Raw genomic sequence first — 11,357 nt, forward strand, 5'->3', positions numbered from 1 at the left:
AGCGCATCCCCGCCGGTCGCTGGGGCCGACCCGAGGATATCGCCGGAACCGCCGTCTACCTCTGCTCAAACGCCGCAGCCTATGTCCACGGCGCTGTCCTCAATGTCGATGGCGGATGGATGGCGCGTTAAATTATCATACGACTTGTATGATAACTATTGACGACTCATCCTGCTGCCGCATATTGGTCATGCCATCCCCGATGTGAAGGAACCTGAGATGACCCCCGACCAGCTGAAATCTGCCCTTGGCTCTGGCCTGCTGTCCTTCCCCGTCACGCACTTTGATGCCGAGGGGCGCTTTGCGGCGGACAGCTATCGGGCGCATGTGGAGTGGCTGGCGGGCTACAAGGCGCCGGTGCTATTCGCGGCGGGTGGCACGGGTGAATTCTTTTCGCTGACCCCGGCCGAGATCCCCGGCATCGTCGCGGCCGCGAAAGAGGTTTCGGGCGAAACTGCCATCGTCTCGGGCTGCGGATACGGCACTGACATTGCGATCGAGATTGCGCAGTCGGTCGAGAAAGTGGGGGCGGAGGGCATCCTGCTGCTTCCCCACTATCTGATCGATGCGCCGCAGGAAGGGCTTTATGCCCATATCAAGAAGATCTGCCAGTCCGTCGGCTTTGGCGTCATGGTCTACAACCGCGACAATGCCGTGCTGCAGGCCGATACGCTTGCGCGCCTCTGCGATGAATGCCCCAACCTGATTGGCTTCAAGGATGGGACCGGCGATATCGGGCTGGTGCGTCAAATTACAGCCAAGATGGGCGACCGGCTGATGTATCTGGGTGGCATGCCCACGGCCGAGTTGTTCGCAGAGGCCTATCTGGGAGCGGGCTTTACCACCTACTCCAGCGCGGTGTTCAACTTTGTGCCGAGTCTGGCCAATGAATTCTACGCAGCCCTGCGCGGCGGTGACCGGGCCACCTGCGAGCAGATCCTGAATGACTTCTTCTATCCGTTCATGGAGATCCGCAACCGCGCCAAGGGCTATGCCGTCTCGGCCATCAAGGCGGGCGTGCGCCTGCAGGGGTTTGCCGCCGGTCCCGTCCGCTCGCCGTTGAAGGATCTGACCGGGCCTGAGGAAGAGATGCTGGCCGCCCTGATCGCCCCTTACCGTCGCTGAGGTTGCCCATGAAGATCACCGCCGTCCGCACCCACCTGCTTGAACACCGGCTTGAGGTTCCGTTTGAAAGCGCCTCGATGCGGTTCGACCGGCGCGCGCATGTGCTGGTCGAGGTGGAATGCAGCGATGGCACTGTCGGCTGGGGTGAATGCCTTGGTCCTGCGCGCCCCAATGCGGCGGTGGTCGCGGCCTATGCCGGCTGGCTGATCGGGCAGAACCCGCTTGAGACCGAACGCCACTGGGCGACGCTTTATAACGCGTTGCGCGATCAGGGGCAGCGCGGGCTGACCGTCACGGCGCTTTCGGGCATCGACATGGCCTTGTGGGATATCAAGGGCAAGGTGCTCGGGCAACCGGTCTCTGTCCTGCTGGGGGGGCGCTGGCGCGAGTCTGTGCGCGCCTACGCCACCGGCAGTTTCAAGCGTGACGGCGTGGACCGGGTTTCGGACAACGCGCAGGAAATGTCGCAGCGCCGGGCCGAAGGGTTTCACGCCTGCAAGATCAAGATCGGATTTGGTTTGGCCGAGGATCTTGCCGTCATCCGCGCCGTACGCGAGGCGATCGGGTCTGACATGCGCCTTATGATCGATGCAAACCACGGCTATACCGTGACCGAGGCGATCCGGCTGGGCCGTGCCGCGGCCGACTATGACATCGACTGGTTTGAAGAACCCGTCGTGCCGGAACAGCTTTCGGCCTATGCGCAGGTCCGCGTGGGGCAGCCCATTCCGGTTGCCGGCGGCGAAACCTGGCACACCCGCTGGGGTCACTGGCAGGCCATTCAGGCCGGGGCCGTCGATATTCTGCAACCTGATATCGCGGGCTGCGGTGGTCTGTCCGAAGCCGTCAAAATCGCGTCGCTTGCCACCCTGCACGGGGTACGTATCGTGCCGCATGTCTGGGGAACCGGCGTTCACATCGCGGCCGCGCTGCAGTTCATGGCGGCCATGGTGCCCGATCCGGTCCGTGTGAACCCCATCGAGCCGATCATGGAGTTCGACCGTACCCACAATCCGTTCCGGCAGGCTGTTCTGACGCGCCCGATCGAGGCGGTGGACGGCGTGGTTGCCATTCCAGACGGCCCCGGCCTTGGCATCGAGGTCAATCGCGATGCGCTGGCCGAATTCCGCATGGGGGATGCCTGATGCTGGTCCGGCAGCTTTCTGGCGATGCACCGGTGCCGCCCTTTCCCAAGGGTGCCACCGATTGCCAGATGCATATGTATCTGCCGGAATTCCCATCTGCCCCCGGTAGCATCCCGCTGCCACCCGGCGCCTTGCCAACCCCGTCAGACTATCGCCGCGTGATGGCATGGCTTGGGCTTGAGCGGGTGGTGATCACCCAGGGCAATGCCCATGGACGCGACAACGCCAACCTATCGGCCTGCCTTGCCGTGATGGGCGACTGCGCGCGCGGTGTTGCCGTGATCGATGGCACGACGTCCGAGTCCGAGATTGAACGGCTCTCACAGGCGGGGGTCGTCGGCGCGCGGATCATGGATCTGCCGGGCGGCGCTGTCGGCCTGTCGGAACTGGAAGAGGTTGATGCGCGCGCCCATGCTGCTGACTGGATGTTGGCGGTGCAGTTTGACGGATCTGACCTGCTGACCCATCTGCCGCGCCTCGCGAGTCTGAAATCCCGCTGGGTGCTGGATCACCACGGCAAGTTCTTTCGCGGCACGACGCCCGACGCCCCCGAGGTTGAGGCGCTTTTGCGTCTGATTGACGGCGGGCGCTGCTGGTTCAAGTTTGCCGGGGCCTATGAAAGCTCGCGCATGGGCTGGCCATTTGAGGATGTCGCGGCGCCCTCGCGCCGGATCGCCGCGCATGCGCCCGAACGGATCGTCTGGGGAACCAACTGGCCGCATAACCTGATGCGGGCCACCGCCGACTATCCAGATGACGCAAGGCTTGCCGAGCTGACGCTGGGCTGGCTGCCCGAGGGCGCACGCGACCGCGTGCTGACCCAAAACCCATCCGAACTATACGGATTTCCGCCGTCCTAGGCGGCATCAACAGGGGCCGTGGAGGGCCCCGAACAGTGGAGGAAAGACAATGAAAATGATGACGTCACTGCTGGTCTCTGGCGCGGTTCTGGCGGGAACGGCCGCGGGCGCCTGTGAGATCACGCTGCGTTCGGCCGATACCCATCCGGCTGGCTATCCCACCGTCGAGGCGGTGAAGTGGATGGGCGAGCAGGTCAAGGAAAAGTCAGGCGGCCGGATCTGCATCGAGGTCTTCCCGGCGTCTGAGCTGGGCGAGGAGAAGGACGCGATCGAACAGACGCAGTTCGGCGTCATTGACATGGTCCGCGCATCTTTCGGCCCGTTCAACAACCTCGTTCCGGAAACGCAGGTCGTGTCGCTGCCCTACATCTTCCGGTCGTCCGAACACATGCACAAGGTGATGGATGGCCCCATCGGCGAGGAAATCGCCAAGGGTTTTGAGGCACATGACCTTGTCGTTCTGGGCTATTACGACGGCGGTGCGCGCAGCTTCTACAACAAGGAAAAGCCGATCACCAAGATCGAGGATCTGGCCGGCATGAAGTTCCGCGTCATGCAATCGGATGTGTTCGTGGACATGATGTCGGCGCTTGGCGCAAATGCCACGCCCATGCCCTATGGCGAGGTCTATTCCTCGATCGAAACTGGCGTCATTGACGGGGCTGAAAACAACCCGCCGTCCTATGATACCTCGGGCCATTTCGAGGTCGCGAAGTACTACACGCTCGACGAACATCTGATCATGCCCGAGGTGCTGGCACTGTCGAAGATCACCTGGGACAAGCTGAGCCCCGAGGATCAGGCGCTGCTGCAAGAGGTAGGCAAGGCATCGGTCCCGGTGATGCGGGAACTCTGGGCCGCCAAGGTCAAGGAATCCGAGGCCAAGGTCGAGGCCGCCGGCGCGCAGATCGTCCGCGACATCGACAAGGCCCCCTTCATCGCCGCGATGGAGCCGGTCTATGCGAAATATGTGACCACGCCTGAACTGCAGGATCTGGTCGCCCGCATCAAGGCAACCGAGTGATCTGACCGCCGCGGCCCGCAATGGCCGCGGCCCTTTCTTTCGGGGAACCCCAATGCGTGACTTCCTGCTCGCGGCAGAGCGGCTGACAAGCCGGCTCGCCACCGCCGCGCTATACATCGCGGGCGCGGGACTTGTGCTGATGACGGTCATCGTCTTTGCCCAGGTCTTTGTGCGCTACATCCTGAACAACAGCCTGCACTGGGCTGAACCGCTGGCCGTACTGATCATGGGCTGGTTCATTTTCCTCGGCGCCGCCGTGGGCATCCGCGAGGGATCGCACCTGTCGTTCGACGTGGCGCTGCACTATGCGCCGGGATGGATGAAATCGGTGTTCCATACGCTGTCCGACATTGCCATCGGGGCCTTTGGCTTCGGGATGGTCTGGTATGGCTGGCTGCTGGCGGAAAAGGCAGCCTCGAACGTCATTCCCGGCATCGGCCTGTCGCGGGCCTTCGACTTCGCGCCGATCATCGGTGGCGGGGTGATCCTTGTCCTGTTCACGCTGGAGCGGATCCTGCGGCGGGCGGTCGGACTGCAGACGCTGCGCTTTGGCGATCTGGTCGAGGAGTAAGAGATGGAACTGTTTATCCTTTTTGGCTCTTTCGTCGGCCTGCTGCTGATCGGAACGCCGGTCGCCTTCTGTCTGGGCATCGCGAGCTTTGCGACGGTGCTGTATCTCGGCCTGCCACCGGTCGTGGTTTTTCAGCGGCTGAACTCAGGCGTTTCGGTCTATGCGCTGATGGCAATCCCGTTCTTCATTTATGCGGGCGACCTGATGGTGCGGGGCGATATCGCGCGGCGTCTGGTTGCTTTGGCCGGGGCGCTGGTGGGGCATCTGCGCGGGGGCCTTGGGCAGGTGAACATCCTGACCTCGGTCATGTTCGGGGGGGTGTCGGGGTCGGCCACGGCGGACGCCTCGGCCGTGGGCGGCATCATGGTGCCGCAGATGAAGGCCCGCGGCTATGACGTGGACTATGCGGTGAACGTGACCGTGACCGGGGCGATCATCGCGCTGATGATCCCGCCGTCGCACAACATGATCATCTATTCGATCGCGGCGGGCGGAAAGCTTTCGATTGCCGATCTGTTCACCGCCGGCATCCTGCCCGGCCTTCTGCTCGCGCTCAGCCTGATGGTTGCCGCGTGGTGGGTCGCCCGCAAACGTGGCTACCCGACAGAGCCTTTCCCCGGTTTCGCTGTTCTGGGGCAGATGTTTATTTCGGCGGTTCCGGGGTTGATCTTGATTGCGATCATCTTTGGCGGCGTGCGCTCGGGCGTCTTCACCGCCTCGGAAAGCTCGAACATCGCCGTGGTCTATGCGCTTCTGGTCACGCTTCTGGTCTATCGCACGCTCAGCTTTTCGGAGTTTGTCGAGGCCACCTTTGGCGCGGTGCGAACGACGGCGATGGTGCTGATGGTGATCGGCTCTGCCGCCTGTTTCGGCTGGCTTCTGGCCTATCTGCGGGTGCCGACCCAGATGATTGCCTTCCTGCAAGAGGTGTCGACAAACCCGTTCGTGATCCTGCTTCTGATCAACATCACCCTGCTGATCCTTGGCACGTTCATGGACATGTCGCCCCTGATCGTGATCACCACGCCGATCTTCCTGCCGGTTGCGCAGGCCTTCGGTGTCGATCCCGTGCATTTCGGGGTCATCATGATCCTGAACCTCGGGATCGGGCTCTGCACACCGCCCGTGGGGTCGGTCCTCTTCGTGGGCTGCGCCGTGGGGCGGATCGGCATCGGTCAGGTGATGCGGACGATCTGGCCCTTCTATGGCGCCTGCTTTGTCACGCTGATGCTGGTGACCTACATCCCGGCTCTGTCGCTTTGGCTTCCGGCCGCGTTCAAATGATCGCCTGAGGCCCCTGCGGGGGCCTCATTCCCGTTCCAGCATGGCGGCCTGTTCCGGCTCATCCAGCCGCATCAGTCCGCCATGTCTGCTTTTCTCGACCCGACGCAGATGGTCGCGGGGGGAAAGGCCAAGGGTGCGCTTGAACATCCGCGAAAAGTAGTAGGGGTCAACATAGCCCACCTCTGCCGCCGTGGCCGAGACAGACATGCCCGATTCCAGATGGTGCATCGCGCGCTCCATTCGCTTGAATTCCTGATACTTGCGGGGCGTCCGGCCCACTTTCTTCTGGAACTCACGCAGAAAATAGTCCGGGTTATAGGGTGCCGCGGCAACGGCCTGGGCTGCAATGTCAGGTAGGGTGGGGTTGGCCGAGATCATGGTGGCGGCCTTCATCACGGCCAGATCCAGCGCATCGGCGCCTTCGGGCTGATAGGCGGCTGCACCACGCCAGCCCAGAAATGCATCCTCGATAAAGGCGATCAGCAGCACCATGAACAGATGGTGCTGGCCAAGCGTCACGGATTCGGGCGGCGCGCTCTGCCGGTAGTGGCGCACCAGCGGCTCCAGCAGCGGCCAGCGGCCAAGGCGCAGATGCGGGCGCAGCTCCATCTGGCTGATCAGGTCATGACGGCCAAAGATCTCAAGCGTGAAATGCTGCGCCACGCCGCGATAGACCGCAGGCCCGTCATTCCATCCCTGAAAACGCTGGCCGCGGGTAATCAGCATGGCGTCACCCGGTAACATGGTGCGCGGCACGCCATCGATCAGGTAGCGACCCTCACCCTCGATGCAGATCACAAGGTCATCGACCGGGTTCGACTTGTCGATCGCCCAGGTCTGCGAATGTTCCATCCGGATCGCCGATCGCGTCAGCGTCAGGTTCAGCGCAGCCGGGGGGATCGCTGACAGGATGCCACCTTCGATTTCGTCCATCTTTTTCCCCCTGTTTGTCAATTCATAGTGGCGCCGAATTCCGGTTAAGTCATCGTCATACACGCAGACGCGAACCGCAATTCGAGGGAGGAGTTCGGGACGTCGCCGCGCGGTGTGATCGCCGCGAGGGGGCGCCCGGACCGGGAGCTTCACTTGACCATGAACCTGACACGACGGCCCGCGCGGCGCGTCCCCGGATGGGGGTGCGCATGAAGGGCCAACGCTTTCTCGGGCTGGCTTATCTGGCCCCCTACATCATCGGCCTGCTGGTCTTTACCGCCGTGCCGTTTCTGGCATCGCTGTATCTGAGCTTCACCGACTATGACCTATTGTCGGCGCCCGAATGGGTGGGCTGGGACAATTTCAAGAAGCTGTTCACGCGCGATCGGACCTTCTGGAAATCGCTGAACGTGACGCTGCTTTATGTCTTCATCACGGTGCCGCTGAAGCTGGCCTTCGCGCTGTTCATCGCGGCCATCCTGAACTACCGGCTGCGCTTCATCAACTTCTTCCGCACGGCGTTCTATGTGCCCTCCATCCTGGGCGGTTCGATCGCCATTGCGGTGCTGTGGCGCTACATGTTCGCGTCCGAGGGGCTGGTGAACATGGCGCTTGGCACCGTGGGGCTGGTGCCGGTCGACTGGTTCGGTGATCCCGGCAATGCGCTGTTCACGATCACGCTTCTGCGCTGCTGGCAGTTCGGGTCCGCGATGGTGATCTTCCTTGCGGCGCTGCAATCGATCGACAAGTCGCTTTATGAGGCCGCGGCGATCGACGGCGCATCCAAGACGCGGATCTTCTTCTACATCACCCTGCCCCTGCTGACGCCTGTGATCTTCTTCAACCTGATCATGCAGATGGTGCAGGCGTTCCAAGAGTTCAACGGCCCCTACATCATCACCCAGGGCGGGCCGCTCAAATCGACCTACCTGCTGCCGCTCTACATCTATGACGAGGCCTTCAAGAAGTTCGACATGGGCTATGCCTCGGCCATCGCATGGGTGCTGTTCGTCATCATCATGGTCCTGACCCTGATCGCCTTCTGGTCATCGAAGAAGTGGGTCTATTACGCAGGCGACAAGCGGAGCTGAGCCATGGACATGCAAGCCTTCAACGATGCTCAGGCCGCCCGTCGTGCCCGCCTGATGATGCTGCAACAGTCGATCCGCTATGTGCTTCTGTTCGCGGTCGGTCTGGTCATGCTTTACCCGCTGATCTGGCTGGTTGGTGCCAGCTTCAAGACCAATTCCGAGATCTTTGCCGGGGCAGGGTTCCTGCCACGCAATCCCACGCTCGATGGCTATATCCACGGCTGGCAGACCTCGACGCCCTATACCTTTGGCCGGTTCTTCTGGAACTCGTTCCTGATTATCCTGCCCAAGGTGATCGGCACGGCGATTTCCTGCACGCTGGCGGCCTATGCCTTTGCACGGTTCGACTTTCCGTTGAAAAAGGTGTTCTTCGTCAGCGTGATCGCGATCCTTCTGCTGCCCAACGTGGTGACGCGCATCCCGCAGTACATCCTGTTCCGCGACTTTGGCTGGCTGGATACCTTCCTGCCGCTCTGGGTTCCCTCGGCACTGGCAGGCGATGCCTTCTTCGTCTTCATGCTGGTGCAATTCCTGCGCTCGCTTCCCTCTGACATGGAAGAGGCGGCCCGCGTGGACGGGGCAAACAGCCTGCAGACGCTTCTCTACATCGTGGTGCCGATGCTGGCGCCCGCGCTGATCTCGGTCTGCCTGTTCCAGTTCATGTGGACCATGAACGATTTCCTCGGGCCGCTGATCTACCTGTCGTCCGTCGACAAATACCCGGTGAGCCTCGCGCTCAAACTTTCCATCGACACAACCGAAGCCTTCGAATGGAACCGCATCCTTGCCATGTCGGTTCTGACCATCGCGCCCGCGCTGATCATCTTCTTCGCGGCCCAGCGGTACTTCATCGAAGGCATCTCCGCAGGGGGGGTGAAAGGCTAATGGCACGCGTTCAACTGAATAACCTGGAAAAGATCTATGGCGGCGGGGTCAAGGCCGTGCATGGCATCGACCTTGATATCGAAGATGGCGAGTTCATGGTTTTCGTCGGCCCCTCGGGCTGCGCCAAATCGACCACCCTGCGCATGGTGGCAGGGCTGGAAGAGATCACTGGTGGCGAGGTCATCATCGGTCAGACCCGCGTGAACGACCTGCCGCCGGGCAAACGTTCGATCGCGATGGTCTTCCAGAACTATGCGCTGTATCCGCATATGAAGGTGCGGGGGAACCTCGCCTTCGGGCTGAAGATCGCCGGCAAATCAAAGCCCGAGATCGAGACGGCCATTGACGATGTGGCCCGCATTCTTGAGATCGAGCCGCTGCTCGACCGCCTGCCCAAGCAACTTTCAGGCGGTCAGGCGCAGCGGGTGGCCCTGGGCCGGGCGCTGATCAAGAAGCCGGGCGTCTTTCTGTTCGATGAACCGCTGTCGAACCTCGATGCCAAGCTCAGGGCCAGCATGCGGGTGCGGATCACCGACCTGCACCGTCGCCTCAAGGCCGAGGGCCTGTCCTCGACCGTCATCTACGTCACCCACGACCAGACCGAGGCGATGACCATGGGCGACCGAATCTGCGTGATGCAGGCCGGGCGCATCATGCAGGTGGCCACGCCGAAAGAGCTCTATAACCACCCGGCCAACCTCTTTGTCGCGGGCTTCATCGGCAGCCCCGAGATGAACCTGCTGGAAGGCCATCTCGACGGCTCCGACTTCGTGATCGGCGCGCAGCGCCTGACGCTGGGTGCCGAAGTGCAGGCCCGACTCGCATCCCGTCCGGCGGATGCCGTTCTCGGGGTCCGCCCCCAGCATCTGACCATCGCCGACGACGGGCTTGAGGCGCGGCTCACCCATGCTGAGTTCATGGGCCATGAGGTCTATCTGCACGCCGCTCTGGAAGGGCAGAAGATCGTGGCCGTCGTGGGCGCGGCTGAATACGAGGCGCTTGGCCGGGCCGAGGTGATCCGTCTGCGGCCAGACACCCAACACCTTCACGTCTTTGACAAAACCGATGGCCGCAACGTCTCGCTGCGAGGGGGCAGCGCCACGGCCTGAACCCAGAAAGAGGAGGAATACCCATGAAACGGAAACTGATTGGTGCGGCCCTTGCGGGCACCATGCTGGCCCAGATCTCGCCCGCCGGTGCTGACGAGTTGCGCATGGCATGGTGGGGTGGCGACAGCCGCCATGTGGCCACGCAAAAGGCGCTGGAGTTGTGCGGCGCGAAGCATGGCCACGTCATCAAGGGCGAATTCACCGGCTTTGACGGATATCTGGAAAAGCTGACCACCCAGATGGCGGGCAGCACCGAGGCCGACATCATGCAGGTGAACTGGCCCTGGTTGCCGCTCTTTTCAAAGGATGGCACGGGCTTTGCCGATCTGCGGAACCTCAAGCCGCTGGATCTGACGCAATGGTCCGAGGAAGATCTCGCCGCGGGGTCGATGAGCGGTGTGTTGCAGGGCCTGCCGGTGTCAACGACCGGGCGGGCGTTCTTCTTCAACACCACCACCTTTGAAAAAGCGGGCGTGCCGATCCCCACCACCTGGACCGAGTTTTTCGAGGCGACTGCATCAGTCAAGGAAAAGCTGGGTGCCGATTACTACACCTTCAACGCGGTGAAAGAGACCGCGCAGCTTCTGGTCACGCTCGCCGTGGTTCAGAAGACTGGCAAGGATCTGGTCGACCCGGCGACCAACCGCGTCGCATGGACGCCCGAGGAGCTGGCCGAGGGCATCAGCTTCCTTGGCAAGCTGGTCGAAACCGGCGCGATCCGCTCGCAAAAGCAAGAAGCTGCGGATGGCAACGTGAACCTCTTTGAAAAGCCCGATTGGGCAGCGGGCAAGATCGCCGGGTCTTATGAGTGGGATTCGACCTATTCCAAGTACGCCGATCCGCTGGCCGAAGGGCAGGTCCTGAAACCCGTTCCGATGCTGAAGCTCGATGGTGCCGTGACCGACGGGGTCTACCGCAAACCCTCGATGGTCTTTGCGATCTCGAAGAACTCGAAGAACCCCGAGGCCGCAGCGCAGATCCTGAACTGCCTGCTCAATGAACCCGAAGGGATCGACGCGCTTGGCACTTCGCGCGGGTTGCCCGCATCCAAGGCCGCCGCGACCCGCTTGGCGAATGAAGGTGAGCCCGAGGTGCGCGCCGCCAACGAGATCGTTATGGCGGCTTCTGGGCCGCTGGTCTCGCCGTTCAACGAGCACCCCGAAATCCGCGGCCTGTTCATCGATACGCTGGAAGAATTTGCCTACGGCCAGATCGATGCGATGGCAGCGGCAGAGCAGATCATCGACGGCACCAACGACGTGCTGGCCGATTTCGACTGACAGACCGTCGCCGCGCCGGGCGCTGTCGGGCGCGGCTTCCCCAGGAAAGA

General features: G+C 62.3%; 12 protein-coding genes. 11 read left to right on the plus strand and 1 reads right to left on the minus strand.

The window, feature by feature from the left end; all coding sequences use genetic code 11:
• The 7 genes from FQU74_RS00005 to FQU74_RS00035 form a co-directional block, all read left to right on the plus strand.
• On the plus strand, window positions 1-131 hold a 131-nt coding region (locus tag FQU74_RS00005; RefSeq protein WP_146284146.1), incomplete at its 5' end, for an SDR family oxidoreductase.
• Between the two features lie 88 nt (window positions 132-219).
• Window positions 220-1,125: a 5-dehydro-4-deoxyglucarate dehydratase gene (gene kdgD / locus FQU74_RS00010; protein ID WP_146284148.1), complete on the plus strand. Its 906-nt coding sequence runs from the start codon at window positions 220-222 to the stop codon at window positions 1,123-1,125.
• Between the two features lie 8 nt (window positions 1,126-1,133).
• Window positions 1,134-2,270: a mandelate racemase/muconate lactonizing enzyme family protein gene (locus FQU74_RS00015; protein ID WP_146284150.1), complete on the plus strand. Its 1,137-nt coding sequence runs from the start codon at window positions 1,134-1,136 to the stop codon at window positions 2,268-2,270.
• Complete coding sequence (locus FQU74_RS00020; protein ID WP_146284153.1) at window positions 2,270-3,130, plus strand: amidohydrolase family protein; 861 nt, start codon at window positions 2,270-2,272, stop codon at window positions 3,128-3,130. Before FQU74_RS00015 ends, FQU74_RS00020 begins: the two co-directional genes overlap by 1 nt.
• Before the next feature lie 58 nt (window positions 3,131-3,188).
• Window positions 3,189-4,154 carry a TRAP transporter substrate-binding protein gene (locus FQU74_RS00025; protein ID WP_146284316.1) on the plus strand — a complete coding sequence of 322 codons (966 nt, stop codon included), beginning with the start codon at window positions 3,189-3,191 and terminating at the stop codon, window positions 4,152-4,154.
• Between the two features lie 52 nt (window positions 4,155-4,206).
• Entirely contained in the window at window positions 4,207-4,725 is a 519-nt protein-coding gene (locus FQU74_RS00030; protein ID WP_146284154.1) for a TRAP transporter small permease, read from the plus strand.
• A 3-nt stretch (window positions 4,726-4,728) separates the two neighbouring features.
• Window positions 4,729-6,009, plus strand: coding sequence for a TRAP transporter large permease (locus tag FQU74_RS00035; RefSeq protein WP_146284156.1), 1,281 nt, complete (start codon window positions 4,729-4,731; stop codon window positions 6,007-6,009).
• Between the two features lie 24 nt (window positions 6,010-6,033).
• Here FQU74_RS00035 and FQU74_RS00040 read toward each other — a convergent pair whose 3' ends face one another.
• Window positions 6,034-6,942 (minus strand): helix-turn-helix domain-containing protein, encoded by a 909-nt coding sequence (locus FQU74_RS00040; RefSeq protein ID WP_146284158.1) that lies wholly within the window; start codon window positions 6,940-6,942, stop codon window positions 6,034-6,036.
• Between the two features lie 209 nt (window positions 6,943-7,151).
• On the opposite strand from FQU74_RS00040, the gene FQU74_RS00045 reads away from it, so the two are divergent.
• From FQU74_RS00045 to FQU74_RS00060, 4 genes are read left to right on the plus strand one after another with little or no spacing between them, the layout of a single operon-like run.
• A complete protein-coding gene (locus FQU74_RS00045) occupies window positions 7,152-8,033 on the plus strand; it encodes a carbohydrate ABC transporter permease (RefSeq protein WP_146284160.1) in 882 nt (293 codons plus the stop codon).
• 3 nt (window positions 8,034-8,036) lie between these two features.
• Complete coding sequence (locus FQU74_RS00050) at window positions 8,037-8,918, plus strand: carbohydrate ABC transporter permease (protein ID WP_146284162.1); 882 nt, start codon at window positions 8,037-8,039, stop codon at window positions 8,916-8,918.
• Window positions 8,918-10,027: an ABC transporter ATP-binding protein gene (locus FQU74_RS00055; protein WP_146284164.1), complete on the plus strand. Its 1,110-nt coding sequence runs from the start codon at window positions 8,918-8,920 to the stop codon at window positions 10,025-10,027. Before FQU74_RS00050 ends, FQU74_RS00055 begins: the two co-directional genes overlap by 1 nt.
• A gap of 23 nt (window positions 10,028-10,050) precedes the next feature.
• Complete coding sequence (locus tag FQU74_RS00060) at window positions 10,051-11,307, plus strand: ABC transporter substrate-binding protein (protein WP_146284166.1); 1,257 nt, start codon at window positions 10,051-10,053, stop codon at window positions 11,305-11,307.
• Window positions 11,308-11,357: the final 50 nt, after the last annotated feature.

It is taken from the genome of Gemmobacter aquaticus (assembly GCF_007859075.1).
GTDB lineage: Bacteria > Pseudomonadota > Alphaproteobacteria > Rhodobacterales > Rhodobacteraceae > Gemmobacter > Gemmobacter aquaticus.

Excerpts from the sequence above, each read along its gene's own strand:
- kdgD (WP_146284148.1), top strand. The coding sequence starts at position 220 with ATGACCCCCGACCAGCTGAAATCTGCCCTTGGCTCTGGCCTGCTGTCC.
- FQU74_RS00015 (WP_146284150.1), top strand. The coding sequence starts at position 1,134 with ATGAAGATCACCGCCGTCCGCACCCACCTGCTTGAACACCGGCTTGAG.
- FQU74_RS00020 (WP_146284153.1), top strand. The coding sequence starts at position 2,270 with ATGCTGGTCCGGCAGCTTTCTGGCGATGCACCGGTGCCGCCCTTTCCC.
- FQU74_RS00025 (WP_146284316.1), top strand. The coding sequence starts at position 3,189 with ATGACGTCACTGCTGGTCTCTGGCGCGGTTCTGGCGGGAACGGCCGCG.
- FQU74_RS00030 (WP_146284154.1), top strand. The coding sequence starts at position 4,207 with ATGCGTGACTTCCTGCTCGCGGCAGAGCGGCTGACAAGCCGGCTCGCC.
- FQU74_RS00035 (WP_146284156.1), top strand. The coding sequence starts at position 4,729 with ATGGAACTGTTTATCCTTTTTGGCTCTTTCGTCGGCCTGCTGCTGATC.
- FQU74_RS00040 (WP_146284158.1), bottom strand. The coding sequence starts at position 6,942 with ATGGACGAAATCGAAGGTGGCATCCTGTCAGCGATCCCCCCGGCTGCG.
- FQU74_RS00045 (WP_146284160.1), top strand. The coding sequence starts at position 7,152 with ATGAAGGGCCAACGCTTTCTCGGGCTGGCTTATCTGGCCCCCTACATC.
- FQU74_RS00050 (WP_146284162.1), top strand. The coding sequence starts at position 8,037 with ATGGACATGCAAGCCTTCAACGATGCTCAGGCCGCCCGTCGTGCCCGC.
- FQU74_RS00055 (WP_146284164.1), top strand. The coding sequence starts at position 8,918 with ATGGCACGCGTTCAACTGAATAACCTGGAAAAGATCTATGGCGGCGGG.
- FQU74_RS00060 (WP_146284166.1), top strand. The coding sequence starts at position 10,051 with ATGAAACGGAAACTGATTGGTGCGGCCCTTGCGGGCACCATGCTGGCC.